Annotated in this window: 7 protein-coding genes; all 7 read left to right on the forward strand. The window is 70.7% G+C overall.

From position 1 onward, the window contains the following. The first annotated feature begins 74 nt into the window (after positions 1 to 74). On the forward strand, positions 75 to 13622 hold the full coding sequence (locus VAB18032_RS20065; protein ID WP_013734733.1) for a non-ribosomal peptide synthetase: 13548 nt from the start codon (positions 75 to 77) through the stop codon (positions 13620 to 13622). Between the two features lie 34 nt (positions 13623 to 13656). After that, positions 13657 to 13863, forward strand: a complete 207-nt coding sequence (locus VAB18032_RS20070) for an MbtH family protein (protein WP_013734734.1) — start codon at positions 13657 to 13659, stop codon at positions 13861 to 13863. 296 nt (positions 13864 to 14159) lie between these two features. After that, positions 14160 to 15176 (forward strand): asparagine synthetase A, encoded by a 1017-nt coding sequence (locus VAB18032_RS20075; protein ID WP_013734735.1) that lies wholly within the window; start codon positions 14160 to 14162, stop codon positions 15174 to 15176. Beyond that, the gene (locus VAB18032_RS20080) at positions 15173 to 16492 is read left to right on the forward strand and encodes a glutamate synthase-related protein (protein WP_013734736.1); all 1320 of its coding nucleotides are present in this window, start codon (positions 15173 to 15175) and stop codon (positions 16490 to 16492) included. Before VAB18032_RS20075 ends, VAB18032_RS20080 begins: the two co-directional genes overlap by 4 nt. Then, positions 16426 to 17412, forward strand: coding sequence for a 3-oxoacyl-[acyl-carrier-protein] synthase III C-terminal domain-containing protein (locus VAB18032_RS20085; RefSeq protein ID WP_232510830.1), 987 nt, complete (start codon positions 16426 to 16428; stop codon positions 17410 to 17412). Before VAB18032_RS20080 ends, VAB18032_RS20085 begins: the two co-directional genes overlap by 67 nt. A 34-nt stretch (positions 17413 to 17446) precedes the next feature. Next, a complete protein-coding gene (locus tag VAB18032_RS20090; protein WP_013734738.1) occupies positions 17447 to 18829 on the forward strand; it encodes a preATP grasp domain-containing protein in 1383 nt (460 codons plus the stop codon). Beyond that, positions 18822 to 20090: an alanine racemase gene (locus tag VAB18032_RS20095; protein ID WP_013734739.1), complete on the forward strand. Its 1269-nt coding sequence runs from the start codon at positions 18822 to 18824 to the stop codon at positions 20088 to 20090. Before VAB18032_RS20090 ends, VAB18032_RS20095 begins: the two co-directional genes overlap by 8 nt. Positions 20091 to 20161 lie beyond the last annotated feature (71 nt).

Consider the following 20161-nt stretch of genomic DNA (forward strand, 5'->3'; position numbering starts at 1 on the left):
GTTCTGTCCACTTTGGAGTTAGACACGCGACCGTCCGGGGCCCACCCCGTCCGCAAACCGCAGGAGGAAGTGCAATGCCATCGATCGACTACGCGGAACCGGTTGTCCAGGCCGGGCCGGGCCGCGACGACCGTCGGGCGAGCACGGTCCTCAACGGCGGGCCGCTCACCGGGCCGGTCGTCGGCGTGTCGCAGGCGTTCGCGCAGCGGGTCGCCGTCGACCCGGACCGCCCGGCCCTGGTCGCCGGGGCGACCCGCCTCAGCTACGCGGAGTTGGACGCGGCTGTCGCGCTGCGCGCCGAACTGTTGCACGCCGAGGGTGCCGGACCTGGCCGGCTGGTGACCGTCTGCCGGGCCCGCAGTGTGGAGGCGATCGTCTCGGTCCTGGCCGTGCTGCGTACCGGGGCCGCGTACCTGCCGCTGGACCCGGCCGCGCCGGCCGCCCGCAACGAGGCGATCCTCGCCGACGCCTGCGCGGGGACGCCGCCGGCCCTGGCCCAGGTGATCGCGCAGGGCGAGGTGGTGCTCAGCGGGGCAGGCGTGCCAGCCGGTACGGCCTACGTCATCTACACCTCCGGTTCCACCGGAACGCCCAACGGCGTCCTCGTCGGACAGGCCGCCTTGGCACACTTCGTCGCCGGAGCGACCTGCCGGTACGGTGTCACCGCCGACGACCGGATGCTCCAGTTCGCCCCCCTGCACTTCGACGCCAGCGTCGAGGAGATCTTCCTGACCCTCACCGCCGGCGGCACACTCGTGCTGCGCGACGACGACATGCTCGACGTACCGGCGCTGCTGGCCGGTTGTGTCCGCCACGGGATCACCGTGCTGGACCTGCCGACGGCGTACTGGCACGAGCTGGCGTACGCGCTCGCCACCGGGGTCGCCGAACTGCCCCCGACCCTGCGGACCGTGATCATCGGTGGTGAGGCGGCGCTACCCGAGCGGGTGGCCCGCTGGCGGCAGGCCGTCGGCGACCGGGTACGGCTGCTCAACACGTACGGGCCGACCGAGGCGACCGTGGTCGCGACGGTGGCCGACCTGTCCGGGCACGACGACGCCGACGAGGTTCCGATCGGGCTGCCCCTGCCCGGGGTGCGGGCCGCCGTCGTGGACGGTGAGCTGTGGCTGCTCGGCGGCGCGCTCGCTGACGGTTATCTGGGTCGCCCGGAACTGACCGCTGACCGGTTCACCACCCTCGGCGGGCAGCCCGCCTACCGCACGGGTGACCGGGTCCGGGTCCGGGACGACGGTCAACTGGACTACCTGGGCCGCCTCGACGACGAAGTCAAGATCAACGGGCACCGGATCGATCCGGCGGCCGTCGAGTCGGTCCTGCTCGGCCTCGACGGGGTGCGCGAATGCGCCGTCGTCGCCCAGGACCTCGGCAACGGCATGAAGCGCCTGGTGGCGTACGTGGCCGGCACGGTCAGCGCGGACGAGGTCCGCGGCTATCTCGCGCAGCGGCTGCCCGCCGCTGCGGTGCCCGGCGTGGTCCGGCTCGTGGGTGCCCTGCCCCGCAGCAGCACCGGCAAGATCGACCGGGGCACGCTGCGGGCCACTCCGGCGTCCGGGCCGGGTGGCCCCACCGCCGCCGAGCCGTACGCCGGCTCGGGGTCGGCCGAGTACCTGCCCGAGCCCGGCGAGGAACTCATCCCGCTGTCCTACTCCCAACACCGGCTGTGGTTCCTCCACGCCATGGAGGGCCCGACCGCGACCTACAACATGCCGCTGGTGATCGAACTGGACGGGGTGCCGGACCAGCAGGCACTGGCCGCTGCGCTGACCGACCTGGTGACCCGGCACGAGGTGCTGCGCACCGTGTACCCCTCGGTCGACGGCACACCCGTCCAGCGGATCCTCGACGACCCCGACCCCCGGCTGCTGGTCGTGCAGGACTGCCATGGCGACGACGTCGACACCCGGTTGGCCGAGTTCGTCGACGGCACCTTCGACATCGCGACGCAGCCGCCACTGCGGTCCCTGCTGCTCGTCGACACGCCGCAGCGCTCGGTGCTGGTGGTGCTGGTGCACCACATCGCCACCGACGGCTGGTCACTGGCCCCGATGCTGCGCGACCTGGAGATCGCCTACCGGGCCCGCCTGGCCGGAACGGAACCGGACTTCGAGCCGCTGCCCGTCCAGTACGCCGACTACGCCCTCTGGCAGCGGGAACTGCTCGGCGACGCCGACCAGCCGGAGAGCCTGATGGCGCGGCACCTGTCCTGGTGGCGCGAAACCCTCGCCGACCTGCCGGCCGTGCTCGATCTGCCACTGGACCGGCCCCGCCCGGTCGAGTTCGGCCACCGGGGCGCCTCGCTGTGCGCGGTCCTCGACGCCGACACCCACCAGCGCCTGCGCAACCTCGGCAACACCCACCAGGCCAGCGCGTTCATGCTCTTCCACGCCGCGCTCGCGGCCACCCTCACCCGGCTCGGCGTCGGCCCTGACGTGCCGGTCGGTACCCCCGTCGCCGGACGCGGCGACGAGGCGCTGCACGACCTCATCGGCTTCTTCGTCAACACCGCCGTGCTGCGCACCGACCTCTCCGACGACCCCAGCTTCGCCGACCTGGTCGTCCGGGTACGCGACAACGATCTCGCCGCGTACGCGCACGCCGAGGTCCCGTTCGACCTGCTGGTGGAGCGACTCAACCCGGTCCGGTCGCTGGCGCACCATCCGTTCTTCCAGGTGATGCTGACCGTCAACACGTCCACCCCGGACCAGCTGCGGATCCTCGACCTCGACGGCCGGATCGCCCCGGCCGGCCTCGACACCGCCAAGTTCGACCTCAGCTTCTCCTGCATCGCCACCGCCGACGACGCCGAGGTCGAAATCTGGCTCCAGTACGACGTGGACCTGTTCGACGCCGACACCGCGGCCCTGATGCTGGAGACGTACCTGCGGCTGCTGCGGGCCGCCACCACCGACCCGAGCACCCCGGTCAGCACCCTCGACGTGCTCACCGACGCCGAGCAGGCGGGCCTGGACGAGCGGCGCCGCGCCGCCCGTACCCGCCCGGTCGGGGTCCCCGCATTCGTCGGCGGGCACGACGGCTCTCCCCGTACCCCGGTCCTGTGTGACCTGTTCGCCGAGGTGCTGAGCCTGACCACGGTGGCCCCGGGCGACGATTTCTTCGCCCTCGGTGGACACTCCATGCTCGCGATCCGGCTGGTCAACCGGATCCGGTCGGTACTCGACGTCGAGGTCGGCATCCGCGACATCTTCCTCGCCCCCTCCCCTGCCGCGCTGGGTCACCGGCTCGGCGAGCTGACCGCTCGGGAGCGGCTCGCGCTGGTGGCCGCGGCGCCGACGGAGCGGTTGCCGTTGTCGTACGCGCAGCACCGGCTGTGGTTCATCAACGAGCTCAACGGCCCCAGCGCCATCTACAACATCCCCGTCGCGATCCAACTCGACAACGACCTCGACGCGGAGGTTCTGGCCGCCGCCCTGGCCGACGTCATCCACCGCCAGGAGGCGCTGCGTACCGTTTTCCGCACCGTCGACGGCGAGCCCTACCAGGTCGTCCTCGACAACCCCGCTTCAGGGCTGACCGTCCTCGACCTCACCGCCGATGAGGTACCCGCAGCCGTCGAAGCCGCCGTCGGACATGTCTTCGACCTGAGTGCCGACCCGATGCTGAAGACCTGGCTGCTGCGCCCCGCCGACGCCGCCCAGGTGTTGGTCGTGGTCCTGCACCACATCGCCGGGGACGGCTCCTCCATGGCTCCCCTGCTGCGTGACATCACCACCGCCTACCAGGCCCGCCTGGTAGGCCGCACGCCCGACTGGACCCCACTGCCGGTCACCTACACCGACTACACCCTCTGGCAACGCGACCTCCTCGGCGACGCCGACGACCCCGACAGCCTGCTGAATCGGCAGTTGACCTTCTGGCGGGAGACGTTGACCGGGGCCCCTCAGGTCATCGACCTGCCCGCCGACCGGCCCCGCCCGGCCCGGGCGAGCCACCGCGGGGGTGCGGTGCCGTTCCGGCTCGACGCGGACCTGCACCGGGCGGTGCTGCGACTCGTCAATGGCAGTGGCACGACCATCTTCATGGTGTTGCAGGCCGCGTTCGCCGCCCTACTGTCCCGAATGGGCTCCGGCACCGACATCCCCATCGGCACCGTCGTCGCCGGACGCACCGACGAAGCCCTCGACAACCTCGTCGGCTTCTTCGTCAACACCCTCGTCCTACGCACCAACCTCACCGACAACCCCACCTTCACCGAACTACTCACCCGCGTCCGCGACACCGACCTCGCCGCCTACGACAACCAGGACCTCCCCTTCGAACGCCTCGTCGAAGAACTCAACCCCACCCGCACCACCGCACACCACCCCCTGTTCCAGATCATGCTGATGGTCGGCAACACCGCCCAGCCCGATCCCGACGGATCGCCCTTCGCCGGTACGGAGATCCCCTTCGACATCGGCACCGTCAAGTTCGACCTGACCCTCTCCATCCGCGAACAGGTGGACACCAGCGGCGCCCCCGCCGGACTGAACGGCTCCCTCGAGTACGCCACCGACCTGTTCGACGAGCACACCGCCGCGATGCTGGCCGACCGGTTCGCCCGGCTACTGACCGCCGCCGTGGCCGACCCGCGCCGACGCGTCAGCGAGTTCGACCTGCTCAGCGACGAGGAGCGTGATCAGCTCCTCGTCGCCTACAACGACACCACCGTCCCGCCCACCCGGGGATGCGTCCACGACGCCTTCCAGGAACAGGCCCGGCGCACCCCCGACCACACCGCCGTCACCTTCGGCGAACAACAACTCACCTACGCCGACGTGAACCGACGCGCCAACAGGCTGGCCCACCGACTCGTCGCGGCCGGCGTCGCACCACAGTCCACCGTCGGCGTCCTCATGCACCGTGGCGCCGACCTCGTCATCGCCAGCCTCGCCGTACTCAAGTGCGGAGCCGCCTACGTACCGGTCGGCACCACCCTGCCACCAGCCCGCGTACGCACCATCATGACCGACGCGAACGCCCCCGTACTCCTGGTCGACAGCCACGCCAGCACCAACCCCGCCTTGGCCGAAGAGCACACACACGGCACCGTCATCGTCCCTTTCGACAGCCCCACTGATGATCAGACGGGCAGTCGCGATGACGACCTGAACCTGCCGTTGGACGACCAGTCCCTGATGTACGTCATGTTCACCTCCGGCTCCACCGGTCGACCCAAGGGCGTGGGTGTCACCCACCACAACGTTCGCGAACTCGTCAACGACCGCTGCTGGAACGCGGCACACCATCGGCGGATGCTTGTGCACTCCAACTACGGCTTCGACTCCTCCATCTACGAGATGTGGGTGCCGCTGTTGCTCGGCGGCGAACTCGTCATCGCGGCCGGGGAAGGCGCCGACCTGGCGGAGATCGCGCGCACCATCACCCGGTACGACGTCACCGCCGCCTACTTCACCATGGGCCTGTTCCACATCATGGCCGACGAGGGGCTGGACACCCTGGCCCGGTTGAAGGAGGTCTGGACCGGAGGTGACGTGGCCTCCCCCGCCGCCGTCGCGCGGGTGCTGGAACACTGCCCGGACACGGTGCTGGTGCACAGCTACGGCCCGACCGAGGTCACCTTCGCCTCCCACCAGCAGCGGTTCGACACCGACCGGGGCGAGTTCGGCGGGGTCCACCTGGGCCGGCCGCTGGACAACAACCGCACGTACGTGCTCGACGAGCGGCTGCGCCCGGTGCCCCTGGGCGGCACCGGCGAGCTGTACCTGGCCGGCGAGCAGGTCGCCCGCGGCTACCTCGGCCGGCCGGGACTGACCGCCGAACGCTTCGTCGCCGACCCGTTCGACCCGGCCGGCGGCCGGATGTACCGCACGGGTGACCTCGTCGCCTGGAACGGCCGGGGCGAGCTGCGCTTCGTCGGCCGCGCGGACGGACAGGTCAAACTCCGCGGCTTCCGCATCGAACTCGCCGAGATCGAGGCCACCATCGCCGCGGACCCGGCCATCGGTCAGGTCGCCGTGATCGTCCGCGAGGACCGGCCCGGCGACAAGCGGCTCGTCGCGTACATCGCGCCCGCTCACGGGGTAGCCGCCCGGACCGACGCCGGCTGGGAGGCGGCCGTACGGCAACGAACCGCACGGACCCTGCCCGACTACATGGTCCCCTCGGCGGTGGTGGTCCTCGATCAGCTACCGGTCACCGTCAACGGCAAACTCGACCGCCGCGCCCTGCCCGCCCCCCAGCAGCAGCAGCGCGTCGGCCGTGCCGCCCGCACCCCGAACGAGGAGCTCATGTGCGACCTCTTCGCCGAGGTCCTCGGAGTTTCCACGGTCGGCATCGACGACGGCTTCTTCACTCTCGGCGGACACTCCCTGCTGGCCACCAAACTGGTGAACCGGATCCGGGCGGTCTTCGCAGCGGAGATCGGTGTCCGGGACGTCTTCGGAACGCCGACCCCGCTGGGGCTTCTCGACCGGATCCGTGAGCTGGCCGGTACGCCCGTGCGGCCTGCGCTGGTGGCGTCCGCACCGGATGGCCCGGTGCCGTTGTCCTACGCGCAGCGCCGTCTCTGGTTCCTCGGGGAACTCGACGGCCCGAGTGCGATCTACAACATCCCCGTCGCCATCCGACTGGACCAGGCAATCGACCCGGACGTCCTGGCGGCGGCCCTCGCCGACGTCGTCGAACGGCAGGAGGTGCTGCGCACCGTCTACCAGGTCACCGACGGCGAGCCCCATCAGGTCGTTCTCGACGGGGTACGCCCCGAGGTGACCGTGCGGGACCTGACCCCCGACGAGGTGCCGGCGGCGGTGGATGCGGCGGCCGGCCACGTCTTCGACCTGGCCACGCAGATCCCCGTACGGGTCTGGCTGCTGCGCCCGGCCGGTGCGCCCCAGGTGTTGGTGGTGGTCCTGCACCACATCGCCGGTGACGGCATGTCGATGGCACCGCTGCTGCGGGACCTGTCGACGGCGTATGCAGCGCGGACCGTGGGACAGCAACCGCAGTGGGCGCCCCTGCCGGTACGGTACGTCGACTACACCCTCTGGCAGCGGAATCTGCTCGGCGCGGCCGACGACCCGGACAGCCTCCTGGCCCGGCAGCTCGACTTCTGGCGGCACACCCTGGCCGGCGCACCGCAGGTGCTGGAGTTGCCCGCCGACCGGCCCCGCCCGGCGCGGGCCAGTCACCAGGGCGACGGCGTCCCGTTCACTGTGGACCCGGCTACCCATGCCGCGCTGCGTCAGGTGGCCCGTGCCGCCGGCACGTCGATGTTCATGGTGATGCAGGCCGCCTTCGCGGTGCTGCTGTCCCGGATGGGCTCCGGCACCGACATCCCCATCGGCACTGTGGTGGCGGGTCGGGACGACGAGGCCCTCGACGACCTGGTCGGGTTCTTCGTCAACACCCTCGTGCTGCGGACCGATGTCTCCGGTGCCCCCACCTTCACCGAACTGCTGGCCCGGGTTCGGGAGACCGACCTGGCCGCATACGAGCACCAGGACATTCCCTTCGAGCGTCTCGTCGAGGAGCTCAACCCGGCCCGCACCACCGCGCATCACCCGCTGTTCCAGGTGATGCTGATGGTCCGGAACGCCGTCGGGGCCGATTCCGACGGATCCCCGTTCGCCGGCACCGAGGTCGGGTTCGAGGTGGGCACCGTCAAGTTCGACCTGACCCTCTCCGTCGCCGAACGGCAGGACCCCACCGGCGGCCCCGACGGGATGGACGGCATCCTCGAGTACGCCTCCGACCTCTTCGACACCGAGACGGTCCACGACCTCTGCGCCACCTTCATCCGGCTGCTCGGCGCATTCGCCACCGAACCCGACGCCCCCGTCGGGCGGCACGACCTGCTCACCGCCGACCAGCGTCACACCCTGCTGAGCGCCTTCAACGACACCGGGGTTTCCGCACCGGACCTGCGGGTCACCGAGGTGTTCGCCCACCAGGTCGCCGCCGGCCCGGACCGGATCGCGCTGATCGACGGCAACACCCGGATGACGTACGCCGAACTCGACATCGCCGCCGACCGGCTCGCCCGGCATCTCGTGACGGTCGGCGTACGGCGCGGGGACATCGTGGGTGTGCTGCTGGAGCGTGGCCTGCCGATGGCCGTCGCCGTCCTCGCCACGCTGCGCGCCGGTGCCGCGTACGCCCTGCTCGATCCGGAATTTCCGGACGCCCGGCTGACCGCCCTGGCCGACGACGCCGCACCGGCCGCGCTGGTCACCGCGAACGACCTGGCCGGTCGGCTCGGCACCGCGCGTCCCGCAGTCACCGTGCTGGTCGACGAGGCGGGCGCCGTCCCCGGTGTGCCACCTGCGGATCAGCCCGCCCTACCTGCCGGCGACCCCGCAGACCCGGCCTGCATCATGTTCACCTCCGGATCCACCGGAACGCCCAAGGGGGCGCTCGCGTCCCACCGGGCCATCGTCGGAACCCTCACCGGCCAGGACTTCGTCGACTTCGGACCGGATCAGGTGTGGTTGCAGAGCGCGCCGGTCTCCTGGGACGCGTTCGCGCTCGACTTCTGGGGCCCGCTGCTGCACGGCGCCAGCTGCGTGCTGCACCCCGGCCAGCGGCCGGAGCCGGCCCGGATCGCCGAACTGGTCGCCCGCCACGGGATCACCACCATGTGGCTGTCGGCCGGGCTGTTCAACGTCATGCTCGACGAGTACCCCGACACGCTCGCCGCCGTCGGGCAGGTGATGACCGGTGGTGAGGCGCCCTCGGTGGAGCACCTGGCCCGGGCCCGCCGCCTGCTGCCCCGACAGCGCCTGATCCACGCTTACGGGCCGGTGGAGAGCATGATCTTCACCAACTGCCACCAGGTCCAGGCACCGCCTGACCATGCGCCGGTCCCGGTCGGTGCGCCACTTGTCAACCGCGCCTGCTACATCCTCGACGATGAGCTGCGGCCGGTCCCGGTCGGCGTCACCGGCGAGATCTATGTCGCCGGTACCGGGCTGGCCGACGGGTACCTGCGCCAGACCGCGCTGACCGCCGAGCGCTTCGTCGCCAACCCGTTCGATCCGGCCGGCGCCCGGATGTACCGCACCGGCGACCTGGCCCGCTGGACCCGCGACGGCGCGGTGGCGATCGTCGGACGGGCCGACGACCAGGTCAAGATCCGGGGATTCCGCATCGAGCCCGGTGAGATCGCGGCGGTGCTCGCCCGACAGCCTGGCGTCGGCGGGGTGGCCGTGATCGTCCGTGAGGACCGGCCCGGCGACAAACGGCTCGTGGCGTACCTGACGCCCGCTGCGGAGGGGTCGGAGCTGGACGAGGGCGAGCTGCGCCGCGCCGCCGCCGAGACACTCCCCGCCCATCTGGTGCCGGCCGCCTTCGTGGTGCTGGAGCGGCTGCCGTTGGCCGCCAACGGCAAACTCGACCGTCGCGCCCTGCCCGCACCGCAATACGGCCGGAGCACCGGACGTGCCCCCCGTACTCCCAACGAACACCTCATGTGCGACCTGTTCGCCGAGGCACTGGTAGTCCCCGCAGTCGGCGTCGACGACGGCTTCTTCGACCTCGGCGGACACTCACTGCTCGCCACCAAACTGGTGAACCGGATCCGGGTGGTCTTCCGCACCGAGATCGGGGTGCGGGACGTGTTCGGAGCTCCGACCCCGGCCGGACTGCTGCACCGCATCCGGGAGCTGGCCGGCACGCCCGTACGGCCCGCGCTGGTGGCAACCGAGTCGACCGGTCCGGTGCCGCTGTCGTACGCCCAGCACCGGCTCTGGTTCATCAACGAACTCAACGGCCCCAGCGCTGTCTACAACATCCCCGTCGCACTCCAACTGGAGCACGATCTTGACGCGGACGTCCTGGCCGCCGCCCTGACCGACGTCCTGCACCGCCAGGACGCCTTGCGTACGGTCTTCCGCACCATCGACGGCGAACCCCACCAGGTCATCCTCGATGACCCCGGATCAGGACTGACCGTTCGGGACCTCACCCCCGACCAGCTACCCGCGGCCGTCGAGGCCGCTGTCGGACACGTCTTCGACCTCAGCACCGATCCGATGCTGAAGACCTGGCTCTTCCGACCCACCGGCGCTCCCCAGGTGCTGGTCGTCGTCCTCCACCACATCGCCGGCGACGGCGCCTCCATGGCGCCCCTGCTGCGCGACCTCACCATCGCCTACCAGGCCCGCACCGCCGGCCACGCACCCGACTGGACTCCGCTGCCGGTCAGCTACACCGACTACACCCGCTGGCAACGCGATCTCCTCGGCGACGCGAACGCCCCCGACAGCCTGCTCGCCGGGCAACTCGACTACTGGCGCACCACCCTCGCCGACGCGCCGCAGGTACTGGACCTCCCGGCCGACCGGCCGAGGCCGGCCCGCGCCAGCCACCGTGGCGACGCCGTCCGGTTCACCCTGGACGCGGCCGGCCATGCGGCGCTGCTGCGGGTGGCCCGCACCACCGGTACGTCGGTGTTCATGGTGTTGCAGGCCGCGTTCGCCGCCCTGCTGTCCCGAATGGGCTCCGGCACCGACATCCCCATCGGCACCGTCGTCGCCGGACGCACCGACGAAGCCCTCGACAACCTCGTCGGCTTCTTCGTCAACACCCTCGTCCTACGCACCAACCTCACCGACAACCCCACCTTCACCGAACTACTCACCCGCGTCCGCGACACCGACCTCGCCGCCTACGACAACCAGGACCTCCCCTTCGAACGCCTCGTCGAAGAACTCAACCCCACCCGCACCACCGCACACCACCCCCTGTTCCAGATCATGCTGATGGTCAACAACACCGCTCCGACCGACACCACGGGTTCACCCTTCGCCGGCAGCGACATCCCGTTGGCCATCGGTACCGTCAAGTTCGACCTGACCCTGTCCGTCGGTGAGCTGACCGATGCCACCGGCGCACCCGCCGGACTCGACGGCGCCCTCGAATACGCCACCGACCTGTTCGACGAGCACACCGCCGCACTCCTCGCCGGACGACTCACCCGACTGCTGCACTCGGCCGTCGCCGACCCGCAACAGCGCGTCGGTGAACTGGACCTCCTCAGCGCTGAGGAACGCCACCAACTCCTCATCGCCTACAACGACACCACCGTCCCCGCCACCCGAGGCTGCGTCCACGAAGCCTTCCAGGAGCAGGCCCGGCGCACCCCCGACCACATCGCCGTCACCTTCGGCGAGCAGCGGATCAGCTACGCCGAGCTGAACCGACGCGCCAACCTGCTGGCCCACCGTCTGATCGCGGCCGGCGTCACACCCCAGTCCACCGTCGGTGTCCTGATGCACCGGGGTGCGGACCTGATCGCGGCCAGCCTGGCGGTCCTCAAGTGCGGTGCGGCGTACGTGCCGGTCGGGACCACCCTCCCACCGGCCCGGGTACGCACGATCATGACGGACTCGGCGGCTCCGGTGCTGCTGGTCGACCGGCACGCCGAGACCAACCCGGCCCTGGACGCGGAGCGGGAGCACGGCACCGTGATCGTGCCCTTCGACGGCCCGACCGGTGGCCGCGACGACGACCCGAACCTGCCCCTGGACGACCGCTCCCTGATGTACGTCATGTTCACCTCCGGCTCCACCGGCCGGCCCAAGGGGGTCGGAGTCACCCACCACAACGTCCGCGAACTCGCCGCCGACCGGTGCTGGAACGCCGCCCACCACCGCCGGATGCTCGTCCACTCGAATTACGGCTTCGACTCCTCCACCTACGAGATGTGGGTACCACTACTCCTCGGCGGCGAACTCGTCATCGCCTCCGGAGAAGGCGCCGACCTGGCAGAACTAGCCGACACCATCACCCGGCACCAGATCACCGCCGCCTACTTCACCATGGGCCTGTTCCACATCATGGCCGACGAAGGACTCGACACCCTGGCCCGACTCGAAGAGGTCTGGACCGGCGGCGACACCGCCTCACCAGCCGCCATGCAGCGAGTCCTCGACCACTGCCCCAACACCGTCGTCGTCCACAGCTACGGCCCCACCGAAGTCACCTTCGCCTCACACCACCAGCGCTTCGACACCAACCGCAGCGAGTTCCCCGGCATCCACCTGGGCCGTCCCCTCGACAACAACCGCACCTACGTCCTGGACGAACACCTCAACCCCGTACCCCCCGGCGCCACCGGCGAGCTCTATCTCGCCGGCGACCAGGTCGCCCGCGGCTACCTCGGACGGCCGGGGCTGACCGCCGAGCGCTTTGTCGCCGACCCGTACGACCCCAACGGCGCTCGCATGTACCGCACCGGCGATCTCGTCGCCTGGACCAGCCAGGGACGACTCCGCTTCATCGGTCGAGCCGACGGTCAGGTCAAGATCCGGGGCTTCCGCATCGAACCGGCCGAGATCGAAGCCACCATCGGCGAGGACCCCGGCATCGGGCAGGTCGCCGTCATCGTCCGCGAGGACCGGCCAGGCGACAAGCGACTCGTCGCTTACGTCGTCCCCACCCAGGCGGCCGCCCCACGCGACTGGGAGGCGACCGTACGTCAGCTCACCGCCCGCACGTTGCCCGACTTCATGGTGCCGAACGCGGTGGTGGTACTCGACCAACTCCCCGTCACCGCGAACGGCAAACTCGACCGGCGTGCCCTACCCGCCCCCCAGCAGGGACAACGCAGCGGACGAGCCCCCCGGACCCCCGACGAACACCTGATGTGCGGCCTGTTCGCCGAAGCCCTCGACGTCGCAGCGGTCAGCGTCGACGACAACTTCTTCGAACTCGGCGGACACTCACTGCTCGCCACCAAGCTGGTCAGCCGGATCCGCGACACATTGGGCCTCGACATCCGGGTCCGCGACCTGTTCGACCGGCCGACCGCCGCCGGGCTGCTCGACGGCACGCGGCGCGGGGAAACCTCCGAGGTCCTGGTGCCGCTGCAACCGTCCGGTGGACACCGCCCGCTGTTCTGTGTCCACCCCGGCGCCGGCATGAGCTGGTCGTACGCCGGACTCGCCCGGCACCTCGGCCCGGAGCAGCCGATCTACGGCCTGCAGACCCGGGCGCTGAGCCTGCCCGGCTACCGGGCCGCAGGAGTACCCGAGTTGGCCGAGGAGTACCTGGCGGAGATCCGTCGGGTGCAACCGCACGGCCCGTACCGGCTGCTCGGCTGGTCCTTCGGCGGGGTCGTCGCACACGCGATGGCCACTGCGCTGCAACAGACCGGCGAAGAGGTCGAACTGCTGGCCATGATGGACGCCTACCCGGTGTCCGTCGAGGAGGCGGCCCGGCCGCGCACCGAGCGCGAGACCATGCTGATGCTGCTCGGCGACGACGACGGAGAGACCGGTGAGCTGCCGGACGGGCTCCTCGACCGGTACGACCCGGCGGCGGTGGTCGAGGTCCTGCGCCGTCGCGACCCGGTGCTCGCCGGTTTCACCCCCGGCGAGGTCCACGCCCTGGTCCGGGCCGCAGTCAATCACGCCGACATCATGGCCGCGTACCGGCCCGGGGTGGTCGCCGGTGACCTGCTGTTCTTCTCCGCCGGCCGGGCCGGCGTGGCCGACGGCCCGGCACCGAAACTGTGGGAAGAGCACTTCAGCGGCGTCATCGAGTGGCACGACGTGGCCACCACTCATCTTCGGATGACCGAACGGGAACCACTCGCGGAAATCGGCGAGAAGCTCGCCGCAAGACTTGCCGAATTGGCATAAGAGAACTCCGGAAACCTTCGAGAAGGGAAATGACATGGCGAATCCGTTCGACGACGAGAACGGCACGTTCCTGGTGCTGGTGAACGCCGAGGCCCAGCACAGCCTCTGGCCGGTCTTCGCCGCCGTACCCGGCGGCTGGCAGACGGCCTTCGGGCCGGCCGGCCGGGCGGAGTGCCTGGCGTACGTGGAGAGCTCCTGGACCGACATCCGACCGCGGAGCCTGGTGGCCCAGTACGCGTAAGGAAACGCCAGGTCAGATCACCTCCAGCGGCCCCTGCTCACCTCGTGAGCAGGGGCCGCTCAGTCGTGTCCACACGCCGGTCACTGCCGCTTCGACTGCCCACCTTTCTGCCCGTCCAACTACCGTCTGCCGCCACCGGGCACTCCTATATTCGACGTGTGGGAAATAGCGCGACCGAATGGGTCGACCGCGAGCCGGCGCAAATCTCCGGTGCGTGATTCGCACACTTCGACACGTCTGCTGTCGGCGCTGCCGGCCGTCGTAACCAGGTACGAGCAAAGACCCCGGGAGGCGAGATGTACCAGGCAGAGCAAACGGTGGCGGTGAGAAAAGCCGCCGCCTATCCCGGTCTCCTCGGCGAGCACCTGATCGCCGAGAAGACCAGGGCCGCCATGGCGGTCCAGCAGGAGGCGTTGTACGCCGCGCGGGAGTTTCTGCGTGGTCAGGGCTTCACCGAGCTGCTGCCCCCGCTGATCGGGCCGGTCACCGACCCGGGCGCCCGGGGCGCCAAGGCCCTCGACGTCGACTTCTACGGCCACACGTACAAGATCATGACGAGCGCGATCCTCTACAAGCAGGCGTCGCTGCGCGGTTTCCCGAAGCTGTTCTACATCGCTCCGAACATCCGGGTCGAACCGCCGGAGACCGTGGACACCGGCCGGCACCTGGTGGAGTTCCACCAGATCGACGTGGAGATCGCCGGTGGTACCCGCGAGGACGCGATGGACACCGCCGCCGGGCTGCTCACCCACGTCGTCGCGCACGTGTTCGACACCGTGCCGGACGTGCTGCGGCAGTTGGGCCGTGACCCGCTCGACTTCGCCGAACTGTTGACCGGCAAGTTCGACAGCTGCACCCACACCGAGGCGGTCCAGCGGCTGCGCGACCAGGGTCACCCGCAGAGCCCGGACGCCGAGATCAACTGGGCGGGTGAGGAGATCCTGTCCCGGGAGGCCGACCGGCCCTTCTTCATCACCGACTACCCCAAGGGATCGCGGGGCTTCTACGACCGGGAGAACCCCCAGGACCCGGGCGTGCTGCGCAACTTCGACCTGATCGCCCACGGCGGTTTCGGGGAGCTGGTCAGCGGCAGCGAGCGGGAGGCGGACTACGCCACCCTGGTGACCCGGATGCGGGAGAGCGGCGAGAACCCGGCCAAGTACGACTGGTACCTGCGGCTGATGCGGGAGGGCCTGCCATCCAGCGCCGGCTTCGGCATGGGCTTGCAGCGCCTGGTCCGGTTCCTGACCGGCCTGGACGCGCTCTGGCAGGTCAGCGCGTACCCGAAGCTTCCCGGCGTGGTCTCGCCGTGAGCGCTGAGGGTGCAACGCAGCGGGGCGGGGTCTACGCGCCGGGGCTGCCCGAGGGGCTGATCCGGCAGCGGGCCCGCGAGGGCGTGGCCGCGGTGTTCCCGCCCGTCGACACGTACGGCCGACAGTTGCACGGCGCCGGCGACGAGGAATCGCCCGGCCCCGCCTCCGTCTCCGACGACCTGGACCAGGCCCGCCTGGTGCCGCCGGTGTTCATGCCCCGGCGGTTGGAGAAGCTGATCGATCTGGGCCGGGAGCCGCTGCACGACGACGTGGACCTGGACACCGTCATCGGCGGCTTCCGGTCACCGCTGCCGGTGTACGTCTCGGCGTTCGGCTCGACCCGGGTCGCCTCCGGTGACGCGGGGATCGCGGCCAGCCGGCAGGCCGGCCGGCTCGGCATCCCGATGGTGATCGGCGAGAACATGGTGCCGGTCGGCGGGTACCGGCGGGCCGAGGCCGCGCAGTCGCCGATCCTGGCCCGGCTGCGCGCCTACGCGCAGGAGTGCCCGCCCGGCGTCGGTGGGGTGGTCGTGCAGCAGAGCACCGAGGACGCCGACTCCGAGGTGTGGAACCTCGTCTACAGCGACACGTCGGTGCGCGAGCTGCGCGACTCGGGTCGGTTGGGCTTCGAACTCAAGACCGGTCAGGGTGCGAAGCCGGGACTGGGTGGGATGACCGCGGTGGACGCCGAGGAAGCCGCCCGGCTGGCCGGTCAGTTCGCCGTCCGGGACGTCCTCGGTCCGGATCGGTGGCTGCGCTGCGCCACCCCCGGCACCTTCACCGAGGAGATCCTGCGCCAGCAGGTCCGGTTCATGCGCAACAACTTCCCGCGGGCCCGGGTGTGGGTGAAGTTCCACCCCGGACGTGACGTCGCGCAGGCCGCGACGACCGCCTGGCAGGCCGGTAGTGACGCGGTGACAGTCGACGGCGCGCAGGGCGGCACGGGGTGGGCGCCTCGGGCGTTCCTCGACCAGGTCGGACTGCCGCTGGGCGAGTGCCTGCGCCGTATCGGCCACCCCCAGGGCTGTCTGCTGGCCACCGGCCGGATCTGGGAGGGCGGCCGGGCGGTCCGCGCGCTGGCGCTGGGCGCCACCGCCGTCGGGCTGGGTCGCGCCGCGCTGCTCGCCGTCGACGAGGACCCCGAGAACGGGCTCATCCGCCTGGTCGAGGCCCTGGCGCTGGAGGCCCGGCTGTTGGTCAGCGCGGTCGGCAAGTATCGCGCCGACGCCCTGACGGCAGAGGATCTGTGGTGGCCGACAGCCGCCCCGACGGCCGCGTGGCCGGCGCGTACCGCACCGATCGGCAGTGCGGCATGACCGCGCTGCTGGACGTCGGATGCCACCTGCCGGCACGCAGCGTGGACATCGGTGACATCTGCGTCGACGCCGACCCGAAACGCTTGTGGACCTACCGGCGCCTGTTCGGGCTGCAGAAGGTGCTCCGCGACCCCGGGCAGGACCTGCGACCGCTGCTGGTCGCGGCGGTCGATTCGCTGACGGAGCTGCGCGGCAACGAACACCGGGTCCGCTACGTGGTGCTGGGCCGGACCATCGTGCCGGCGGTCCGGGCCGGGGAGACCCTGCTGGAGGATGTCTGCGTCACGCTGGGCCTACCGAACGCGGTCGCGTTCACCCTGACCCAGCACGCCTGCGCCGCGGGTCTGCTCGCCGTGGATCTCGCCGGACAGCTACTCGCCGCAGACGGCGATCCGGACGCCCTGGCCCTGGTGCTCACCGGCGAGAAGGCCTTCGCCCCGATCCTGGAGACCATCCCGGAGAGCACCGTGATGGGCGAGGCCACCGCCGCCTGCCTGGTCACCGCGAACGGTGAACGGGACCGGCTGCTCGGCGTCGCCACCCGCACCCTGGGCCAGTTCGCCGAGTCGGTCCCACCGCAGCCCCTGCACCCGGACTTCGTCAAGGACCACAACGAGGTGCTGGCCGAGGTGATCCGCCAGGCGTGCCGCAACGCCGGGGTCGACATCGACGACCTGGCACTGCTGCTGCCCCACAACGTCAACATGTTGTCCTGGTCGTGGACCTGCCGCCTGCTGGACGTGCCGCTGGAACGGGTCTACCTGGACAACATCGCGGTCACCGGGCACTGCTTCGGTGCCGATCCATTCGTCAACTACGTCCATGCCCGCGCGGCCGACCGGCTGCGCCCGGGCGATCTGTACCTGATGGCCGCCGTCGGGCTCGGCGCGACGTTCACCGCCGCCGTACTGCGGCACTGAGCCGTCGACCCGCCGGCAGAAAGGGAAACAGCCGATGTCACCTCCGGATCCGACGTTCCTCGAGGGTGTCAAGAGTGCCTGCACCGGAGCCACCGGCACTCCGTTCGTCCTGCTGGGCAACTTCGAGGTCGAGGACGAGTGGGCCCGCGACGAGGTGGGGCTGCCGGTCTTCGGCGGTCGGGCGTCCACGGCGATCGTCAATCGGATGGACGAGTTCGCCGTCCTCCTGGCCGGCCCTGGCGATCACGTCGTGTTGAAGTCCGCCCCCGACCCCGACTACCTGGACTACCTGGAGGGGCTGGGCATCGAGCTTCCCGGGATCCTGCTCACCGATGCGTACGACCCGGCGGCCACGGTCAGCGAGGACGCGTTGCGCTCGCCCCGGTTGTTGGCCGCGCTGCGGTCGTTGGCCGGGCAGGGGGCGTACCTGCTGCCGCACGGCATGTCGGCGTTGGAGCAGCAGTTGTGCGAGCTGACCGGGCTTGCCCCGGCACTGCCGGCGGTGTCGGTGGTCAAGGCGGTCAACAGCAAGATCTACAGCCGCCGCGTGGCGACCGACCTCGGGCTTCCCCAGGCCGTGGGCTGGGAGTGCGAGACCGTGGACGAGTTCGTCGCCGCGGCCGGTGAGGCGGCGCGCGCCGTCGCCGCCGGCCGCCGGGTCGGGGTCAAGGACGCGTACGGGGTCTCCGGCAAGGGCATCATGGTCGTCGATGACACCCGTCGGATGGACCAGCTCGTCCGGATGGTCACCCGACGGGCGGACCGCACCGGCGACCAGCGCGTCGCCCTGGTCATCGAGGAGTGGGCGGACAAGGCGCTCGACCTCAACTACCACTTCACCGTCGCCCGGGACGGCTCGGTCCGGTTCGACTTCGTCAAGGAGGCGTTGACCGAGAACGGAGTCCACAAGGGGCACCGCTTCCCTGCCCGACTCTCCACCGAGCACGCCGCGCAACTCGTCATCGCCGGTGAACGGCTCGGCGCGCGGCTGGCCGCCGACGGCTTCCACGGCGTGGTGGGGGTGGACGCCATCACCACCACCGACGGCGGACTGCTGCCGGTGCTGGAGATCAACGCCCGGAACAACATGTCGACGTACCAGACCGGGCTGCAGGAGCGCTTCATGGGCCCGGACAGCGTCGCTCTGGCCCGCCAGTACGACCTACGGCTGACCGGGCCGGTCACCTTCGCGCGTTTCCGCGACCGCCTCGGTGACCTGCTGTTCGACCGGGACCGGGGCACCGGCCTGGTGGTGAACAACTTCGCCACGGTCAACGCCGCGACCCCCGAACCCGGCGACACCCGCCCGTACGTGGGACGCCTGTACGGGCTGCTGCTGGCCCGTACCCAACAGGAGCTGACCGACCTCGACAACGCCGTTGTCGCGGCTGTCCAGAAGGAGACCGTCCATGTCTGAGTCGACCGCGCTGGGCGGTGTCCCCGTCACCGAACTTGTGGAACGGTTCGGCACACCCCTGTACGTCTACGACGGCGCGACGATCACCGACCGGTACCAGCAACTGCGCGAGCGGTTGCATCCGGCGGTGCGGATGTTCTACTCGCTGAAGGCCAACCCCAACATCAGCGTCTGCGCGCTGCTGCACTCGCTGGGCGCCAGCGCCGAGGTCTCCTCCCTGACCGAACTGGTCACCGCGGAGCGCGCCGGTGTCCCCGCCGAGGACATCATGTTCCTCGGCCCCGGCAAGAGCCGCACCGAGCTCACCGCGTGCCTGAAGGGTGAGGTCACCCTCATCTGCGAGTCGCTCGGCGAACTCGCCCTGATCGACGAGCTGGCCGCGGAGCTGGGCACCACCGCCCGGGTGGTGCTGCGGGTCAACCCGAGCTTCGCGGTCAAGGGCAGCGGTTTGACCATGGGCGGCAAGCCCCGCCAGTTCGGCATCGACGAGGCCGCCCTGCTGGCGGAGTCGGACCTCGCCGGCCGGCACCCGTCGGTGCGGCTGTGCGGCTTCCAGGCGTACCTGGGCACCCGGTTCCTCTCCGAGGCGATGATCGTCGAGAACACCGCGCGGATCCTCGACCTGGCCGAACGGCTCAGCCAACACCTCGCGGTGGACCTGGAGGTCGTCGACGTCGGTGGCGGGCTCGGCGTGGCGTACTTCGCCGGCGAGCAGGACCTCGACGTCGCCGCACTGACCGACCAGCTCAACCCCGTCTTCGCCGCGTTCCACGCCCGCCACCCGCGGACCGTCCTGGTGATGGAGCTCGGCCGCTATCTCGTCGGGCACAGCGGCACCTACGCCGTGCAGGTGCGGTACGTGAAGGAATCGATGGGCGAGCGCTTCGCCGTCGCCGACGGCGGCACGAACCACCACATGGCCGCGGTCGGCATCGGCTCGTTCGTCAAACGCAACTTCCCGATGCGGCTGCTCAACCGGGACAGCACCGCCGAGCCGGTGAAGTGGAACGTCACCGGGCCGCTCTGCACCCCCAACGACACGATCGGCAAGGCCGTCGAGCTTCCCGCCGACGTCCGCCCCGGCGACGTGATCGGGGTGGAGCGTTCCGGCGCGTACGGCCCGACCGCCTCGCCTGTGCACTTCCTCAGCCACGGCTACCCGGCCGAGGTGCTGATCCACGAGGGCGAGCCCCGGCTGGTCCGCACCCGCGACGACGTGGAGAGCATGCTCGCCGCGCAGATCCTGCACGACTTCCGCTGACCCCGGCTCGACTCCGCACCACCTGCACCGCCCTCTTTCCTACCGCGTCATCTCCCCAACCTCACGCCCGA

This window comes from Micromonospora maris AB-18-032 (assembly GCF_000204155.1).
Classification (GTDB): Bacteria; Actinomycetota; Actinomycetes; order Mycobacteriales; family Micromonosporaceae; genus Micromonospora; species Micromonospora gifhornensis.

What these genes read in the sequence shown, in the direction of transcription:
- VAB18032_RS20090 (WP_013734738.1), top strand. Translation starts at nt 17,447, where the DNA reads ATGTCACCTCCGGATCCGACGTTCCTCGAGGGTGTCAAGAGTGCCTGC.
- VAB18032_RS20070 (WP_013734734.1), top strand. Translation starts at nt 13,657, where the DNA reads ATGGCGAATCCGTTCGACGACGAGAACGGCACGTTCCTGGTGCTGGTG.
- VAB18032_RS20095 (WP_013734739.1), top strand. Translation starts at nt 18,822, where the DNA reads ATGTCTGAGTCGACCGCGCTGGGCGGTGTCCCCGTCACCGAACTTGTG.
- VAB18032_RS20065 (WP_013734733.1), top strand. Translation starts at nt 75, where the DNA reads ATGCCATCGATCGACTACGCGGAACCGGTTGTCCAGGCCGGGCCGGGC.
- VAB18032_RS20075 (WP_013734735.1), top strand. Translation starts at nt 14,160, where the DNA reads ATGTACCAGGCAGAGCAAACGGTGGCGGTGAGAAAAGCCGCCGCCTAT.